Genomic DNA, 16,818 nt, shown 5'->3' on the forward strand with positions numbered 1-16,818 from the left:
GTAAAGATTGAAAATTAAAGAAAAATATTATGAATCAGTTGGTGAGCAAGTTTACTTTACACGCTTGTCAAATGGGTTGACTATTCATTTAATTCCCAAAGAAGATTATTATGAAACCTATGGAATAATCACAACTAAGTTTGGCTCAGTGGATACACGAATTCTAGTGAATGGTCATGAAAGGCAATATCCTGCAGGAATTGCTCATTTTCTAGAACACAAAGTATTTGAAGATGAAAATGGTCAAGATTATTTAAAAAAATTCGTTCATTTAGGATCGGAAAGTAATGCCTTTACAAGCTTTACAAAGACAAGTTATCTTTTCTCAACAACTTCAAAAGTCCCTGAAAATATTCAATTGTTATTGGAGATGGTTTCAAAGGTTTCCTTTACAGAAAAATCTGTATCTAAGGAAAGAGAAATCATTCAACAAGAAATTGGAATGTACCAAGATAGTCCAGACTATCGATTATTTTTTGGTGCTTTAGAAAATTTATATCCTGGAACACCGTTAGCAGATGATATTGCTGGGACTAGGGAGTCTATTTCTGACATTACAATAGATAATCTCCGTGAAAACTTTGATCTATTCTATCATCCCTCTCAAATGCACTTATTAGTGATCGGAAACTTTGATGTTGATGAAGTATTGCAAGTAGTAAAGAAATATGATCTAGTTCCTCCTCATCCATCTGTGGAGTTAGAACGTTTTCCTGTAGAAAAAAATGAAGTAAAATTGAATCAATCTTGTAGAATGGAAGTTGTTACTCCGAAGTTGGCAATTGGAATTCGAGGAAATGATATCATTAAGGAAGAGGAAAAATTTCGTTATAAATTGATGTTGAAATTACTATTTTCGATGATGTTTGGTTGGACTTCGCAACGGTTTCAAAGTTTATATGAAGCTGGGAAAATTGACAACTCATTGACACTTGAAGTCGAGGTTGAGGAATTATTTCATTTCGTTATTTTGACAATGGATACTCAAGAACCGGTGTCCTTATCTCATCAATTTAGGTCAGCGATCAAACAATTTGAGAAGGATCCAGATGTGAATCAAGAACATTTGGATACGATTAAAAGCGAAATGTTTGGTGATTTCTTACAAGGTTTAAATTCGCTTGAGTATAGTGCCACTCAGTTTGAATATTTTTCAGACGGTAGCACTTCTTATGATCTTCCAAAGATTTTACAAGGTATTAGTTTACAAGATATCATCAAATTAGGGCGTCAGTTCATCGACCAGGCTGAGATGGTTGATTATATGATTTTTCAAAAGTAGTAAACAATGTATCAAGAAGGGAAAACATGAAGAAGAGAACGATTGGTCAAGTGTTAAAACTGTCAAGAGTAAATTTACACTTAAGTTTACAGGATGTGTCAAATAAGACAGCCATTGAAATTCCTTATATAGAAGCGTTGGAAAACGATGAGTTTGATCTATTACCGAGTCCCTTTTACGCTCAGATCTATCTTAAAAAGTTAGCATGGGCTTTGGGATTAGATGAGTCCATCCTATTGACAGCTTTTCGCGAAGGAAAAGAATTGTTATTTGATGAAGAAATACTTGTAGATGATGAAGAGCTTCATTCAAGAAAAGTAAGACAGAAAGCGAGCTGGTTACCAATCCTGTATTATCTACTAGTTAGTTTTGCCATTCTTGGCTTTGTGATTTATATCGTATATTTTTATGAGTTTACAGCATCTGTAAAATAGATGTAAAGATAGTTTATTTTTTGGAGGAAGTATGAAAAAAGAAAATATTCCTAATGCATTGACATTATTTCGGGTTGTGATGATTCCTATTTTTATTGCCATTTTAAGTTTAAGTCACTCTTACTTAGGACATATTGTAGCGGCAGTTATTTTTGCAATTGCTAGTATTACAGATTATTTAGATGGCTTTCTTGCACGAAAATGGAATGTAGTTAGTAATTTTGGTAAATTTGCCGATCCAATGGCAGATAAATTATTGGTCATGTCAGCCTTTATCATGATGATTGAATTAAAAATGGTTCCTGCTTGGATTGCAGCCGTTATCATTTGTCGTGAGTTAGCTGTTACTGGTTTGCGTCTTCTACTTGTTGAGACAGGTGGTACAGTTCTTGCTGCAGCCATGCCAGGAAAAATTAAAACCTTTAGCCAAATGTTTGCCATTATCTTTTTGCTTTGCCATTGGACACTTCCGGGGCAAGTGTTGCTTTATATTGCATTGATTTTCACAATTTATTCTGGTTACGACTACTTTAAGGGAAGTAGCTATCTCTTTAAAGACACATTTAAATAAATGAAACAGATGATTGAGCTAAAAAATGTATCCTTTCGATACGATAAAACAGTAGAAGAGTATCAAATTGACACGGTTTCGTTTCACGTGAAACAAGGAGAGTGGCTTTCGATTGTTGGACACAATGGTAGTGGGAAATCTACAGTTGTACGCCTGATTGATGGCCTTTTGGAAGCTGAGTCTGGTGAGATTTACGTTGATGGAAAACAACTGACTCGTGAAACCATATGGGAAATCCGTAGTAAAATTGGGATTGTATTTCAGAATCCTGACAACCAATTTGTTGGTGCGACAGTAGAAGATGATGTTGCCTTTGGTTTAGAAAATCAAGGAATTCCACGGGAAGAAATGCTTCAACGTGTGGAGAAGGCTATTGAGCAAGTCGGTATGCTGGAGTTTAAAGATCGCGAACCATCTCGTTTGTCAGGTGGTCAAAAGCAACGGGTGGCCATAGCAGGTATTATCGCCTTGAGACCAACTATTATTATCCTTGATGAAGCAACTAGTATGTTAGATCCAGAAGGTAGAGAGGATCTAATGGCGGTAATGAGAGAACTTCAGAAAAAGTTTCAATTAACAATTATTTCTATTACCCATGATTTAACCGAAATTGCCTTAAGTGATCGAACACTCGTCTTTCAAAAAGGAAAACTAGAGTCTTCTATGACACCGCGGGAATTGTTTTCAAGAAATGATCTGAATGAGATTGGATTAGATAAGCCTTTTAGTAAGCAGGTTCAAGAATCTCTCAGCTCACATTTTCCGCTAAAACAGGATTATCTAACAGAAAGTGAGTTATTAGACCAACTATGGGAATCTCTTTAAAGAATGTCTATTATACTTATCAAGAGGGAAGTCCTTTTGAAGGGCAGGCGCTTTCTGATATTAGTTTGGAAATAAAAAATGGATCTTATACAGCCATCATCGGGCATACTGGTAGTGGCAAGTCTACTTTGTTGCAATTACTAAATGGTTTACTGCGTCCGACTACAGGAACGATTCAATTTGAAGATTTTGTTTTAGATAATCATTCTGAGCCAAAAGAAATGAAGTACCTGAGAAAAAAAGTCGGTTTGGTTTTTCAATTTCCAGAAAGTCAGCTATTTGCGGAAACCGTTCTAGCTGATGTAGCCTTTGGACCACAGAATTTTGGGGTACCTAAGGACAAAGCGGAGGAAATAGCCAAAGAAAAATTAGCGATCGTTGGTTTAGAAGAGTCTATCTATGATAAAAGTCCATTTGAACTATCTGGTGGACAAATGAGGCGAGTTGCGATCGCGGGTATTTTAGCTATCGAACCAGAGATTTTAGTATTGGACGAGCCGACAGCAGGGCTAGATCCTGCTGGAAGAAAGGAATTGATGGCACTGTTTGAGACATTACATAAAAATGGGATGACCCTAGTTCTGGTAACTCATACGATGGATGATGTAGCAAATTTTGCTGATACTGTATTTGCTTTAGAAGCGGGAAAACTTGTCCTAAACGGATCCCCAAGGGAAGTGTTTCAACAGGTTGAGTATTTACAAAAACTTCAATTAGGAGTCCCACAAATTACGAATTTTGCTCTTCAATTGAAACGAAGAGGACTTCCTCTGGACAGACTACCAATCAAAATTGAGGAACTAAAGGAGCTGTTACTTCATGAATAATATGATTTTGGGAAGGTATATTCCTGGAAACTCCATTATCCACCAACTAGATCCTCGTGGGAAGTTGCTCTCAATGTTTTTATTCATATTTCTTCTGTTTTGGGCAAATAATATCCAGACAAATGTTCTTCTCTTTGGTTTTATTTTTGTTTTAATGTATCTAACGAGGATTTCGGTTAGTTTTTATATTAAAGGCTTAAAATCAATGATTTTTATCATTGCTTTTACAACTATTTTTCAATTATTTGCGACCTCTCAAGGAACTATTTTGTATCAATGGTGGTTTTTTAAATTAACCGACCAAGGATTGATGCAAGCCGCCATCATATTTTGTAGATTTATTTTAATTATTTTTTATTCGACGATTTTAACAGTGACGACGACACCATTGAGTTTAGCAGATGCTGTTGAAAAGATCCTTACACCACTAAAAATTATTAAGGTTCCGGCTCATGAGATTGGGTTAATGCTATCTATGAGTTTGCGCTTTGTTCCAACCTTAGTAGATGATACGAATCGAATCATGAATGCGCAAAGGGCGCGTGGTGTTGATTTTGGTGAAGGAAATCTATTAAAAAGGATCCGTTCCTTTATTCCGATCCTCATTCCTCTATTTGCTTCTAGTTTTAAACGCGCAGATGCATTAGCAATTGCGATGGAAGCGAGAGGGTACAAAGGCGGTGAGGGACGAACACGCTATCGGACTCTGCAGTGGGGAGTAAAAGATACCCTAGCATTGCTCGTTATTCTGTGTCTCATGTTGATAGTTTTTTATCTAAAAAATGGATAGAGCTAGTTGTATTGGTTCAAAAATAAGGAAAAAGCGCTATACAAAGCGCTTTTTACATTAAATTCACATATTCTTGTAACATTTGTAATATATTCTACAATAAACTGTAACATTTTGTGTGTATGATAGAATTATGTTCGAAAGGAGAATAGAATTCATGAACAGTAAAAAGTTCCAATGGACAGTCACTTCCCTACTTTCAGCAGCATCACTTTTCATTTCTGGTATTGCTACAGTGAATGCTGAAACTTACGAAGTGAAGTCTGGAGATACTCTATCAAAAATTGCACTAGAAAATAACACTTCAGTAGAAAATATTATTGCATCTAACAATCTGACCAATGAAGATTTGATCTATGCAGGACAAATTATTGAGTTAGGTGAGCGTTCAAAATCTATGATTGATAAAGTTGCTCCACAAGAGCAAGCAAAACCTGCTGAAAGTGCACCTACAGCAACTGCAACAGCACAAACTGCTCAAAAACAAACAACTTATGCAGCAAATGCTGCAGTGACTTCTGCACAATCAACAAATGGTGGAATTGTTCTATCAAATGGGAATACTGCTGGAGAACAAGGATCTTATGCAGCTGCTCGTATGGCTGAAATGACTGGCGTACCTGCTTCTACTTGGGAAGCAATTATTGCCCGTGAATCAAATGGTCAAGTAAATGCAGCAAATGCTTCTGGTGCTAGTGGGTTGTTCCAAACAATGCCAGGTTGGGGTTCAACTGCAACAGTTGATGATCAAATCCAGTCTGCATACAATGCATATAGCTCACAAGGTTTATCAGCTTGGGGTTATTAAAAAATAGGTTTACAATTTGTAAACCTATTTTTTTAATGTCTCAAGAATATCAAGTGGAGAGTGACAAATAAAATCTGGTGAGTAAAGAAGTAGCTCTTCAAGATCTCCAAATCCCCAAGTGACTGCCATGGTTTTTATACCAACTGCTTGACCTCCAATGAGGTCAAATTTTGTGTCCCCAATAATCACTGTCTCCTCTTTTGGAAGGTCATTGCTTGACAAGGCGTATCGAATGACATCGGCTTTGTGGATACGATCTGAATTTGATCCATAAATTCCTTTAAAGTATTTAGCGATACCTAAATCTTGACACATCTGTAAAGCAACTGGTTCATGTTTTGAAGTGGTTACATAAAGAGGAATGTTTTCGTCTTGTAATGCTTTCAAAGCTTCTACTATCTGAGGAAACAGAGTTGATTTGTATTGACCTTTTTCATGATAATACTGGCGATAGATCGTCACTGCTTGATCTACCAAAGCTTCAGGAAGAGTAGCTTCAAAACTAGAAATCAAAGGTGGTCCCATAAAACTACGGATGGTTTTGAGATCGGGTTGAGGAACCTTCAAAGTATCGAATGTATGTTGAAAGCTCTCTGTAATTCCCTTGGAACTGTCAACTAATGTTCCATCTAAATCAAAAAATAAGGCTTGCATGTTATTCTCCAAATATCTCTTTTTGTAATCTACGTCCGGTCGGTGTTGCTGCCAATCCTCCTTCAGCTGTTTCTCTAAAGGCAGTCGGAAGACTAGAACCAACTTGGTACATGGCGTCAATAACTTCATCCACAGGTATTTTTGATTCAATACCTGCTAAGGCCATATCAGCAGCAATGAAGGCATAGCTGGCTCCCATTGCGTTTCGTTTGACACATGGAACTTCTACGAGTCCTGCTACTGGATCACAAATGAGGCCAAGCATGTTTTTGATAACAAAACAGACTGCCTGACTCGCTTGATAAGGAGTTCCTCCAGCAGCTAGTGTCAATGCTGCCGCACTCATAGCTGAAGCAGAACCAACTTCTGCTTGACAACCACCTTCTGCACCTGAAATAGAAGCATTATTTGCGATCACTAAACCAAAAGCCCCAGCTGTCAGTAGAAAATCTAATTGTTGCTGACGGTTTAACCCTAATTTTTGAGTTGCAGCAGTGAGAACTGCGGGAAGGCAGCCAGCAGATCCTGCAGTGGGTGTTGCACAGACCAGTCCCATTTTAGCATTGTGTTCGTTGACAGCAATAGCATTCTTCGCTGCGGTTAGGACGGTCAAGTCAGATAACGTTTTCCCTGATTTGATATAGCGATCTAATTTTGCGGCATCCCCACCAGTTAACCCACTACGAGAGTGGTTTTCATTTAACCCTAACTTTACAGAATCAATCATCACTTCTAAATTACGGGTCATTAATCGTAGGACTTCTTCTCGTTCACGACCAGTTAGTTCAAATTCAGTTGCAATCATTAACTCTGCGACGTTTCCTTGGTATTGCGTGCTTGCTTGTTCTACGAGGTCTACAATTGAATAAAACATATGAACTCCTTATTTGAAAAAGTTGACATTATGAAGATGAGGAATTTTACGGATATCTTCGATCGCTGCTTCACAACTCCTTGAGTCAACTTCTATAATCATAATCGCTTTTTCTCCAGCTTTTTCCCGCGTCACATTCATTTGTGCAATGTTAATATCATAGCGAGAAAGAGCTTCTGTCACATGGGCGATCATTCCAGGGACGTCCTGGTGAACAATGATAATGGTTGGAGTATTCATATTTAGCGAGATAGCAAAGCCATTTAACTCAGTAACTTGTATGTTCCCACCACCAATTGAGATTCCGGTGACAGAAATCGTTTTATGATCATTTTTAACAGTAATAGTCGTTGTGTTTGGGTGAGGAGCATTGCTTTCTTTTTGAATAGACCAAACAATCCGAATGCCTCGTTCATGTGCAATTTTTAGACTATCTGGGATTCTAGGATCATCTGTGTCCATTCCTAAGATGCCCGCTACTAAGGCTAAATCTGTTCCATGACCACGATAGGTTTTGGCGAAGGAATTAAATAATTGGAACTCAACTTCTTTTGGCTCCTCTCCAAAGATAGAAGAAACAATTTTACCAATTCGAACAGCACCTGCAGTGTGACTACTGGATGGGCCGATCATTACAGGTCCAATAATATCAAAAACTGATTGGAATTTTAAAGAGTTCATGCTCTGCTCCTTTGTGATCACTTTACTTCATTATATCAGATATGGCTGATGATTTCTTATATTTTTCCCGAAATATCTGAGAAATCTTAAAGGGGGCTTAAAGCATTTATATTATCCTGGATTTTTAGTATTTCTAACATCTGACTGAAATATTTGACACATTATTTCAATAAATATGAAATATTTCTTGTGTAGTATAGAGGTATACCAATAAAGGAGTACATAATAATGAATAAAAAACAAATGATGAAACGAATGATTGGACTTAGTTTACTTGCAGGACTTTTCCTTCCAATTGTAGCGAATGCAGATTCTTATACTGTAAAATCAGGTGATACTTTATCAGCTATTGCTAAAGAGAAGAACACAACGGTTGATGCAATTGCTAAGAAAAATAAGATTAGTAACGTGAATCTCATCTCAGTTGGTCAAGTTCTTGAGATTGAAGATGCAAATACAACGCAGAAAACCACGGAGCAAGCTCCTGCTAGTAAAACTGATACTACACAAGCAACAACTACTGTCTCTGCTTCAGATGGCTTGAGTGCGGAGGATGCAGCTGCTAAGGAATGGATTGCCCAAAAAGAGTCAAGTGGTAGTTATACAGCACAAAATGGCCAATATTATGGCCGTTACCAATTGACTATCACTTATTTGAATGGTGATTTATCACCTGCAAACCAAGAAAAAGTGGCCAATCAATATGTTGTCAGCCGTTATGGATCATGGTCAGCAGCTAAAAATTTCTGGTTGGCAAATGGCTGGTATTAAATTCGTATGAAAAGAGTTCTTGAATAGGACTCTTTTTATATTTACAGGCCTGTAAACCCATCGATCCTGATCAACAAAAGAATAGTAAGATGCTTGTTTTCTAATATAAAGCGTGTTAAAATGGTAACTGCTCAAAACGACCTTCAATCGTTGAAGCAAACCACGACCTTCAATCGTGAGAAACGAAAAGATGGGAGAAATCTATGAGTGATAACTCGAAAACACGTGTTGTTGTTGGTATGAGTGGTGGTGTGGATTCATCTGTAACAGCTTTATTATTAAAGCAACAAGGTTACGATGTCATCGGCATCTTCATGAAAAACTGGGACGACACAGACGAAAATGGCGTCTGTACAGCTACAGAAGATTACAAAGATGTAGCAGCGGTTGCAGACCAAATTGGCATTCCTTACTATTCTGTCAACTTTGAGAAAGAATACTGGGATCGTGTCTTTGAATATTTCCTTGCCGAATACCGAGCTGGTCGAACACCAAATCCGGATGTCATGTGTAATAAGGAAATCAAATTTAAGGCCTTTTTAGATTATGCTATGACACTCGGTGCAAATTATGTAGCGACAGGGCACTATGCGCGTGTGGCGCGTGATGAAGATGGCATTGTTCATATGTTACGCGGCGTTGACAACGGGAAGGACCAAACTTATTTCTTAAGCCAGCTGTCACAAGAACAACTTCAAAAAACCATGTTCCCATTGGGACATTTGGAAAAGCCAGAGGTTCGTCGTCTAGCTGAAGAAGCTGGATTAGCAACAGCTAAAAAGAAAGACTCAACTGGGATTTGCTTTATCGGAGAAAAGAATTTCAAAGAATTTCTAGGGAACTATCTTCCTGCCCAACCAGGTCGAATGATGACCATCGATGGACGAGATATGGGTGAACATGCAGGTTTGATGTATTACACAATCGGTCAACGGGGTGGGCTTGGAATTGGTGGCCAACAAGGTGGAGACAATGCCCCATGGTTTGTAGTTGGGAAAGACCTCAGTCAAAATATTCTTTATGTCGGTCAAGGCTTCTACCATGAAGCATTGATGTCAACAAGTTTACAGGCTAGTCAAGTTCACTTTACACGAAATATGCCAGAAGAGTTTACATTAGAGTGTACAGCTAAGTTCCGCTATCGTCAGCCTGACTCCAAGGTGACTGTACACGTTAAAGGTGACAAGGCAGAAGTGATTTTCGCAGAACCTCAACGAGCCATTACACCAGGACAAGCTGTTGTTTTTTACGACGGTGAAGAGTGCCTAGGCGGTGGCTTGATTGACAATGCTTATCGGGATGGAAAAGTTTGTCAGTATATTTAGAATTTTCTAGGAGGAACGAAAGTGTTTCAGTTCTTTAAGAAAAAAATAGAGAATACAAAGACTATCTCTGATTATAAGAAACAGTATTTGAGGGAAAAAACGACGGAGTCAATTGAAGCTTTGTTCAAGGAATTGAAGCAATCTAAAGTTTGGGTTCCCTTTAATGCTTCTTTAATGGATGGGAGTGATGAACAAGAAGGTGTTCGTCTAAAACCGGATATTCTACGAAAGGGAGACGACTACTTTTATCCTTGTTTCTTGACGGAACAGGATATTCCTAAAGATTATTACGATCGTTTTTCTTGGCTGCAAATACCTTTTACGGACTGTTTATTTACTGCAGAAAGGATAGGAAAGTTTCCAGTGAGAGGGATTGTTCTAGATGCATTCTCTGATCCAGTTGAGATTGACAAAGGAGTTTTTGAAGCAATCCGTCAGTCTTAGTATATTTAAATTGACAAATTTTCTCAATTTGCTACAATAATAAAAGCAATAGAAATGATGGTCAAAGCTCATGGATGTTGCAGGCTTTTTTGTCCTGCACTTCTCAGAGTTTTGACTATTTTTGTGTGATTTCGAAAGGAAGTAAAATGAGGCAACAGGATTTTCGGACGAAAATAGGTTCTACTGTTTTTGGTGTGAGAGCGACTGCTTTGATTGTAAAAGATAATCGCTTGTTCGTCATAGAAGATGAGGACGGCTGTTATACAATCGGAGGTGCTATTCAAGTCAATGAAACTACAGAAGATGCTGTAGTTCGGGAAGTCAAAGAGGAACTTGGTGTTACATCTAAAGCAGGTCCACTAGCTTTCGTGGTTGAAAATCACTTTGAACAAGCTGGAATCCACTACCATAACATTGAATTTCATTATTTTGTGGACTTGCTGGAAGATGCACCTTTGGTCATGCAGGAAGATACAAAGCAATTACCTTGCCGTTGGATTGCTTTAGATGATTTACATACTGTTGACCTGAAACCGGCTTTTTTAAAATCAGCCCTACCAGACTGGGACGGAAAATTACGACACATCCATCTTGAGAAATAGGAGAAATAGAATGAATTATAACTTTATAGAAGAATACGATATCATTGTAATCGGTGCGGGGCATGCGGGAGTAGAAGCCTCTCTAGCTGCTAGCCGTATGGGTTGTAAGGTCTTACTTGCGACTATTAACATTGAAATGCTGGCTTTTATGCCTTGTAATCCCTCTATTGGTGGTTCTGCTAAGGGAATTGTCGTGCGTGAAGTCGATGCCCTCGGTGGAGAAATGGCGAAGAATATCGACAAGACCTACATCCAAATGAAAATGCTCAATACTGGTAAAGGTCCTGCGGTTCGTGCACTTCGGGCTCAAGCAGACAAAGAACTTTACTCAAAAGAAATGCGGAAAACGGTTGAAAACCAAGAAAATTTAACTCTTCGCCAAACTATGATTGATGAGATTTTGGTGGAGAATGGTAAGGTTGTTGGTGTAAGGACTGCGACTCACCAAGAGTATGGGGCAAAGGCTGTTATTGTCACTACTGGGACAGCTTTACGCGGAGAAATTATCATTGGAGATCTCAAGTATTCATCAGGACCTAATCATAGTCTAGCTTCTATCAATTTGGCCGACAATCTCAAACAGCTAGGATTAGAAATTGGACGTTTCAAAACAGGGACGCCACCTCGTGTAAAGGCATCGTCAATTAACTATGACGAAACGGAAATTCAACCTGGAGATGAAGCTCCAAATCATTTTTCTTATACATCGCGTGATGAAGATTATGTAAAGGATCAGGTTCCTTGTTGGTTGACTTACACGAATGGGCATAGTCATGAAATTATCCAGAATAATTTACACCGGGCACCTATGTTTACAGGGGTTGTAAAGGGAGTAGGTCCTCGCTATTGTCCGTCCATTGAGGATAAAATTGTCCGTTTTGCTGACAAAGAGCGTCATCAACTATTCTTAGAACCTGAGGGACGAAACACAGAAGAAGTCTATGTTCAAGGGCTGTCAACAAGTTTACCAGAGGATGTTCAGCGGGATCTCGTCCATTCTATTAAGGGACTTGAGAAGGCAGAAATGATGCGAACGGGTTATGCGATTGAGTATGATATGGTTTTGCCTCATCAATTGCGCGCAACTTTGGAAACTAAGAAAATTTCAGGTCTCTTTACAGCTGGCCAAACCAATGGAACGTCTGGCTATGAGGAGGCTGCTGGTCAAGGGATTATTGCAGGGATCAATGCGGCTCTAAAAATCCAAGGAAAACCAGAACTCATTTTGAAACGCAGTGATGGTTATATTGGGGTCATGATCGATGACTTGGTAACAAAGGGAACGATCGAACCGTATCGTTTGTTAACAAGCCGTGCAGAATACCGTCTGATTTTGCGTCATGATAATGCCGATATGCGCTTGACAGAAATGGGACGAGCAATTGGATTGGTAGATGATGAACGTTGGCAACGTTTCGAAACCAAGAAGTATCAGTTTGAAAACGAGATGAAGCGTTTGGATAGCATTAAGTTAAAGCCTGTAAAGGAAACCAATGAGAAGGTTGCTGCAATGGGCTTTAAACCATTGACAGATGCTGTCACTGCTAAAGAATTCTTGCGAAGACCAGAAGTCTCTTACCAAGATGTGGTAGAATTTATCGGTCCTGCAGCTGAAGAACTGGATGATAAAATCATTGAATTGATTGAAACTGAAATTAAATACGAAGGCTATATCTCAAAAGCAATGGACCAAGTCGAAAAAATGAAGCGTATGGAAGAAAAACGAATTCCTGCGAATATTGACTGGGATGATATTGACTCTATTGCAACCGAAGCGCGTCAAAAATTTAAATTAATTAATCCAGAAACGATTGGTCAAGCAAGTCGTATCTCAGGTGTCAATCCAGCGGATATCTCTATTTTAATGGTTTACTTAGAAGGTAAATCTCGGAGTATCTCCAAAAACAAAGCAAACCACTAATAAAATGGGGCTGAGATGATGTTTCAGCCTCAATTTTATGGATTGAAATCTGTTGTTACTATTTACACAGTTGTAAACCTTGTTTACAAAGTAGTGAAGCGGAGGAAGAGCCTTTTAGTGGTCTTTCTTCTCTGTAATATAGAGAGAAACCTCGCTTTTTACCTCTATTTATGGTATAATTCCGAGAAGAGGTTTATGATGAAAAAATTTCGTTTATCGTTCATCCATTATGTGTTAATTGGTTTTATTTCATTTGCAATTTTAGCAATTTTTTTAAGAATCTTTGGCAAAGGCTATGTAACTCTCATTGCAATTTTTTTAGTCTTAGCTGGATTGATTGCTTTATTTGAATACCAGTTACAAATTTCAGAGTTAGATGAATTAGAACAAATACAATATGTTAACCATCAGGCAGAAAGCGGATTAGCATCCCTCCTTGATAAAATGCCTGTTGGTGTTATCAAAATTAATGAAGAGTCAAATGAAGTAGAGTGGTTCAACCCTTATGCTGAATTGATTTTTTCAACAGATGATGGGGACTTTGATGTTGAATCATTGAAAAAGTTACTCAATACTCTGTTTGAGGATAAAGGTCATTATGTCACTGTAGCCGATAAGAAATATTCCGTTTACTTTGATCAGACGTCTAGTGTTGTTTACTTTTTTGATGTTTCAAGTGAGTATGAAGCAACTGTGGGATTGGTGACAACTCGTCCCGTTATCGGTATTATTTCTGTTGATAACTATGATGATCTAGAAGATGTCATTTCAGACTCTGATATTAGCAATATCAATAGTTTTATTGCCAACTTTGTAGAAGAGTTTACAGCTCATTACCATATGTTTTACAGACGTGTGGGGATGGATCGTTTCTATTTGTTTACAGACTACACGGTCTTAGAACAGTTGATGGAATCAAAATTTTCTGTCATCGATCAATTCCGTGAAGAAGCTAAAAATCGTGAGCTACCTATTACCTTAAGTATGGGATTCTCGTACGGTGATGGGAAGCATGATGAGATTGGTAAAGGGGCTCTCTTGAACCTAAACCTTGCAGAAGTTCGTGGTGGGGATCAAGCGGTTGTCAAGGAAAATGATGAACAGAAAAACCCTATTTTCTTTGGTGGGGGAACAGCTTCGGCTGTGAAGCGGACTCGGACTCGCACACGCGCTATGATGACAGCTATTTCGGATAAGATTAAATCCGTTGATCAAGTCTTCATTGTTGGACATAGAAACTTGGATATGGATGCTTTAGGAGCGTCTGTGGGAATGCAGTTTTTCTCTAGCAATATTTTAGCTTCCTCTTATGTGGTCTATGACCCGTATGCAATGGCTAGTGATATTTCAAGAGCAATTGCGAAACTAGAAGAAGAGCAGGTAACGAAAATCCTTCCCCTAGAGGAAGCCATGCAAATGGTGACGGATCGCTCTTTGTTAATTATGGTGGACCATTCTAAGACAGCCTTGACCCTTTCTAAAGAGTTTTATCAGGAATTTCAACAGATTATTGTCATTGACCATCACCGTCGGGATGATGATTTCCCTGAAAATGTTCTGATCACCTATATTGAAAGTGGAGCAAGTAGTGCGAGCGAATTGGTTAGTGAACTGATTCAGTTCCAGAAGTCGAAGAAAAATCGATTGACGAAGATTCAAGCTAGTGTCTTGATGGCTGGAATCATGCTGGATACTAAGAACTTCTCCACACGTGTTACAAGTCGGACCTTTGATGTGGCGAGTTACCTTCGCTCAAGAGGTAGTGATAGTGTAGCTATCCAGGAGATCTCTGCGATTCAGTTTGACGAGTACCGCGAAGTGAACGAACTGATCTTGACTGGTGAAAAGATTTTGCCACATATCATCGTAGCTTGTGCTAATACGACTAAAGCCTATGATTCAGTAACTATTAGTAAGGCTGCTGATAGTATGCTAGCCATGTCTGAGGTGGAAGCAACCTTTGTCATTGCTTGCAATCAAAGTGGGACTGTCTCGATTTCTGCACGAAGTCGAAGCAAAGTCAATGTACAGCGTATCATGGAACAGCTTGGCGGAGGAGGTCATTTCAATTCGGCAGCCTCTCAAATTGAGGGTCAAGATTTGATGAGTATTCGTCAACAACTGATTGAGACTATTGAAAACGAAGTAACTATTGAAAAGGAGAATGTAGAATGAAAGTTATTTTCTTAGCGGATGTAAAAGGTAAAGGTAAAAAAGGCGAAATTAAAGAAGTGCCTACTGGTTATGCACAAAACTTTTTGATCAAGAAAAATCTTGCGAAAGAAGCCAATGCCCAAGCAATCGGTGAGCTTCGTGGAAAGCAAAAGTCAGAAGAAAAAGCGCATGCTGAATTGTTAGCGGAAGCGCAAAAGATTAAAGCAAAATTGGAAGAAGAAGCAACTGTTGTTCAATTCACTGAAAAAATTGGACCAGATGGTCGTACCTTCGGCTCTATTACCAATAAAAAGATTGCAGAAGAGCTTGAGAAACAATTTGGCATTAAAATTGATAAACGTCATATCCAAGTTTCCTCTCCAATTCGTTCAACAGGATTGATTGACGTCCCTGTAAAAATTTATCAAGATGTTACAGGTGTGATTAATATTCGTGTAAACGAAGGGTAAACACGATCGATAGAAAGGTTTTTTTATGGCTGAGATAGAGGAATTACGAACACAACCTCAGGATATCCAAGCGGAGCAATCAGTGTTGGGAGCCATTTTTATTGATGAGGGGAAATTGGTCTTTGTTCGTGAATATATCGAGCCTGGCGATTTCTTTAAGTACTCGCACCGTTTGATTTTTAAAGCCATGATCGATCTAGCTAACCGCGGGGATGCGATTGATGCGACGACTGTTCGAAATATTTTAGATAGTCAGGGGGATCTCCAAAATATTGGCGGTCTCTCCTATTTGGTAGAAGTCATTAATTCGGTACCAACTTCAGCTAACGCAGAGTATTACGCGAAGATTGTTGCCGAAAAAGCTGTTTTACGTCGATTGATCTCTCGATTAACGGAAAGTATTAATCAAGCTTATGATGGTGCGAGTCCGTCAGATGAAATCATCGCTGGTGCTGAAAAAGCTCTGATTGATGTTAGTGAAAATGCAAGTCGTAGTGGATTTAAAAATATTCGAGACATCTTGAATACTAACTTTAGTAGCTTGGAAGCCCGTTCGCTTCAAACCTCTGATATCACGGGTATTGCAACAGGTTACCGCGATTTGGACCATATGACAACAGGGCTACATGAGGAAGAGTTGATCATTTTAGCGGCTCGTCCTGCAGTAGGAAAAACAGCTTTTGCTCTAAATATTGCACAAAATATCGGAACAAAGTTGGACAAGACAGTTGCTATTTTTTCATTAGAAATGGGTGCCGAAAGTTTGGTCGACCGGATGTTAGCAGCTGAAGGCTTGATTGAATCCCATTCGATTCGGACAGGTCAATTGACAGATGAAGAATGGCGGAAATATGCAATTGCCCAAGGGAATTTGGCCAACGCGAGTATTTACATTGATGATACTCCAGGAATTCGGATTACTGAGATTCGTTCGAGAGCAAGAAAATTGGCACAGGAAACAGGGAATCTTGGTCTGATTCTGATTGACTACCTGCAGCTGATTACTGGTACTGGAAGAGAAAACCGTCAACAGGAAGTTTCAGAAATTTCCCGTCAGTTAAAGATTTTGGCTAAGGAACTAAAAGTACCTGTTATTGCTTTGAGTCAGCTGTCACGTGGGGTGGAGCAGCGCCAAGACAAACGTCCTGTTCTTTCTGATATTCGTGAATCTGGATCCATTGAGCAGGATGCGGATATTGTTGCCTTCTTGTACCGGGATGATTATTATGATCGAGCTGGTGAAGAGGAAGAAGATGGCATGCCCAATAATACGGTTGAAGTGATTATCGAGAAAAACCGTTCAGGTGCGCGTGGAACAGTAGAATTAATTTTCCAAAAGGAATACAATAAATTCTCAAGCATTTCAAAGAGAGAGGATCAATAAG

General features: G+C 38.8%; 18 protein-coding genes. 15 read left to right on the plus strand and 3 right to left on the minus strand.

What is annotated here, in order from left to right:
* Positions 1–7 precede the first annotated feature (7 nt).
* From yfmH to ABVF55_RS01470, 7 genes are all read left to right on the plus strand, one after another.
* On the plus strand, positions 8–1,282 hold the full coding sequence (gene yfmH / locus ABVF55_RS01440; protein WP_201037408.1) for an EF-P 5-aminopentanol modification-associated protein YfmH: 1,275 nt from the start codon (positions 8–10) through the stop codon (positions 1,280–1,282).
* A 26-nt stretch (positions 1,283–1,308) separates the two neighbouring features.
* Positions 1,309–1,716 (plus strand): helix-turn-helix domain-containing protein, encoded by a 408-nt coding sequence (locus ABVF55_RS01445; protein WP_201037409.1) that lies wholly within the window; start codon positions 1,309–1,311, stop codon positions 1,714–1,716.
* 31 nt (positions 1,717–1,747) lie between these two features.
* Positions 1,748–2,287 carry a CDP-diacylglycerol--glycerol-3-phosphate 3-phosphatidyltransferase gene (pgsA, locus tag ABVF55_RS01450; protein ID WP_201037410.1) on the plus strand — a complete coding sequence of 180 codons (540 nt, stop codon included), beginning with the start codon at positions 1,748–1,750 and terminating at the stop codon, positions 2,285–2,287.
* Complete coding sequence (locus tag ABVF55_RS01455; RefSeq protein ID WP_003010767.1) at positions 2,288–3,112, plus strand: energy-coupling factor ABC transporter ATP-binding protein; 825 nt, start codon at positions 2,288–2,290, stop codon at positions 3,110–3,112.
* Positions 3,097–3,939: an energy-coupling factor transporter ATPase gene (locus tag ABVF55_RS01460; RefSeq protein WP_201037411.1), complete on the plus strand. Its 843-nt coding sequence runs from the start codon at positions 3,097–3,099 to the stop codon at positions 3,937–3,939. Before ABVF55_RS01455 ends, ABVF55_RS01460 begins: the two co-directional genes overlap by 16 nt.
* On the plus strand, positions 3,932–4,729 hold the full coding sequence (locus tag ABVF55_RS01465; protein ID WP_024054768.1) for an energy-coupling factor transporter transmembrane component T family protein: 798 nt from the start codon (positions 3,932–3,934) through the stop codon (positions 4,727–4,729). The genes ABVF55_RS01460 and ABVF55_RS01465 overlap by 8 nt, the downstream gene beginning before the upstream one ends.
* Positions 4,730–4,886: 157 nt before the next feature.
* On the plus strand, positions 4,887–5,537 hold the full coding sequence (locus tag ABVF55_RS01470) for a LysM peptidoglycan-binding domain-containing protein (RefSeq protein ID WP_155168202.1): 651 nt from the start codon (positions 4,887–4,889) through the stop codon (positions 5,535–5,537).
* Positions 5,538–5,561: 24 nt separating this feature from the next.
* Here the strand turns inward: ABVF55_RS01470 and ABVF55_RS01475 are convergent, their stop codons facing one another.
* The 3 genes from ABVF55_RS01475 to sdaAB are packed head-to-tail and all read right to left on the minus strand — an operon-like array spanning position 5,562 to position 7,746.
* Entirely contained in the window at positions 5,562–6,191 is a 630-nt protein-coding gene (locus tag ABVF55_RS01475; protein ID WP_070505962.1) for an HAD hydrolase-like protein, read from the minus strand.
* A 1-nt stretch (position 6,192) separates the two neighbouring features.
* The gene (gene sdaAA, locus ABVF55_RS01480) at positions 6,193–7,065 is read right to left on the minus strand and encodes an L-serine ammonia-lyase, iron-sulfur-dependent, subunit alpha (protein WP_045760056.1); all 873 of its coding nucleotides are present in this window, start codon (positions 7,063–7,065) and stop codon (positions 6,193–6,195) included.
* Between the two features lie 9 nt (positions 7,066–7,074).
* Positions 7,075–7,746 (minus strand): L-serine ammonia-lyase, iron-sulfur-dependent subunit beta, encoded by a 672-nt coding sequence (sdaAB, locus tag ABVF55_RS01485; RefSeq protein ID WP_003002135.1) that lies wholly within the window; start codon positions 7,744–7,746, stop codon positions 7,075–7,077.
* A 228-nt stretch (positions 7,747–7,974) separates the two neighbouring features.
* On the opposite strand from sdaAB, the gene ABVF55_RS01490 reads away from it, so the two are divergent.
* From ABVF55_RS01490 to dnaB, 8 genes are all read left to right on the plus strand, one after another.
* On the plus strand, positions 7,975–8,517 hold the full coding sequence (locus tag ABVF55_RS01490; protein ID WP_023919981.1) for a LysM peptidoglycan-binding domain-containing protein: 543 nt from the start codon (positions 7,975–7,977) through the stop codon (positions 8,515–8,517).
* 203 nt (positions 8,518–8,720) lie between these two features.
* Complete coding sequence (gene mnmA / locus ABVF55_RS01495; RefSeq protein WP_049492732.1) at positions 8,721–9,842, plus strand: tRNA 2-thiouridine(34) synthase MnmA; 1,122 nt, start codon at positions 8,721–8,723, stop codon at positions 9,840–9,842.
* Between the two features lie 21 nt (positions 9,843–9,863).
* Positions 9,864–10,286, plus strand: coding sequence for an SseB family protein (locus ABVF55_RS01500; protein ID WP_049471774.1), 423 nt, complete (start codon positions 9,864–9,866; stop codon positions 10,284–10,286).
* A 146-nt stretch (positions 10,287–10,432) separates the two neighbouring features.
* Positions 10,433–10,888 (plus strand): NUDIX hydrolase, encoded by a 456-nt coding sequence (locus ABVF55_RS01505; RefSeq protein ID WP_049492729.1) that lies wholly within the window; start codon positions 10,433–10,435, stop codon positions 10,886–10,888.
* A gap of 10 nt (positions 10,889–10,898) precedes the next feature.
* Positions 10,899–12,809: a tRNA uridine-5-carboxymethylaminomethyl(34) synthesis enzyme MnmG gene (gene mnmG / locus ABVF55_RS01510; RefSeq protein ID WP_003009189.1), complete on the plus strand. Its 1,911-nt coding sequence runs from the start codon at positions 10,899–10,901 to the stop codon at positions 12,807–12,809.
* Positions 12,810–13,004: 195 nt separating this feature from the next.
* Complete coding sequence (locus ABVF55_RS01515; protein WP_445285412.1) at positions 13,005–14,984, plus strand: DHH family phosphoesterase; 1,980 nt, start codon at positions 13,005–13,007, stop codon at positions 14,982–14,984.
* Positions 14,981–15,433: a 50S ribosomal protein L9 gene (gene rplI / locus ABVF55_RS01520; RefSeq protein ID WP_003002156.1), complete on the plus strand. Its 453-nt coding sequence runs from the start codon at positions 14,981–14,983 to the stop codon at positions 15,431–15,433. The genes ABVF55_RS01515 and rplI overlap by 4 nt, the downstream gene beginning before the upstream one ends.
* A gap of 25 nt (positions 15,434–15,458) precedes the next feature.
* A complete protein-coding gene (gene dnaB / locus ABVF55_RS01525; RefSeq protein WP_445285413.1) occupies positions 15,459–16,817 on the plus strand; it encodes a replicative DNA helicase in 1,359 nt (452 codons plus the stop codon).
* Position 16,818: the final 1 nt, after the last annotated feature.

It is taken from the genome of Streptococcus sp. KHUD_012 (genome assembly GCF_052588255.1).